Source organism: Arthrobacter sp. SIMBA_036 (genome assembly GCF_046535135.1).
In the GTDB taxonomy this organism is placed as follows: Bacteria; Actinomycetota; Actinomycetes; order Actinomycetales; family Micrococcaceae; genus Arthrobacter.
This window is the reverse complement of the sequence record NZ_JAWRXG010000037.1, coordinates 1-1,067: the sequence shown is the minus strand read 5'-3', so window position 1 is coordinate 1,067 and position 1,067 is coordinate 1. Positions and strand designations below refer to the sequence as shown.

Genomic DNA, 1,067 nt, shown 5'->3' with positions numbered 1-1,067 from the left:
TGGTTCAAACATAAAAGGTGGCTTCGGCTACCACTTACAGATGGACCCGCGGCGCATTAGCTAGTTGGTGAGGTAACGGCTCACCAAGGCAACGATGCGTAGCCGACCTGAGAGGGTGATCGGCCACACTGGGACTGAGACACGGCCCAGACTCCTACGGGAGGCAGCAGTAGGGAATCTTCCGCAATGGACGAAAGTCTGACGGAGCAACGCCGCGTGAGTGATGAAGGTTTTCGGATCGTAAAGCTCTGTTGTTAGGGAAGAACAAGTGCCGTTCAAATAGGGCGGCACCTTGACGGTACCTAACCAGAAAGCCACGGCTAACTACGTGCCAGCAGCCGCGGTAATACGTAGGTGGCAAGCGTTGTCCGGAATTATTGGGCGTAAAGGGCTCGCAGGCGGTTTCTTAAGTCTGATGTGAAAGCCCCCGGCTCAACCGGGGAGGGTCATTGGAAACTGGGGAACTTGAGTGCAGAAGAGGAGAGTGGAATTCCACGTGTAGCGGTGAAATGCGTAGAGATGTGGAGGAACACCAGTGGCGAAGGCGACTCTCTGGTCTGTAACTGACGCTGAGGAGCGAAAGCGTGGGGAGCGAACAGGATTAGATACCCTGGTAGTCCACGCCGTAAACGATGAGTGCTAAGTGTTAGGGGGTTTCCGCCCCTTAGTGCTGCAGCTAACGCATTAAGCACTCCGCCTGGGGAGTACGGTCGCAAGACTGAAACTCAAAGGAATTGACGGGGGCCCGCACAAGCGGTGGAGCATGTGGTTTAATTCGAAGCAACGCGAAGAACCTTACCAGGTCTTGACATCCTCTGACAATCCTAGAGATAGGACGTCCCCTTCGGGGGCAGAGTGACAGGTGGTGCATGGTTGTCGTCAGCTCGTGTCGTGAGATGTTGGGTTAAGTCCCGCAACGAGCGCAACCCTTGATCTTAGTTGCCAGCATTCAGTTGGGCACTCTAAGGTGACTGCCGGTGACAAACCGGAGGAAGGTGGGGATGACGTCAAATCATCATGCCCCTTATGACCTGGGCTACACACGTGCTACAATGGACAGAACAAAG

At 54.7% G+C, this 1,067-nt stretch carries 1 rRNA gene; it reads left to right on the top strand.

The features are described from left to right. Positions 1-1,067: ribosomal RNA gene (locus SB659_RS19020) — 16S ribosomal RNA — on the top strand; the annotation flags it as partial.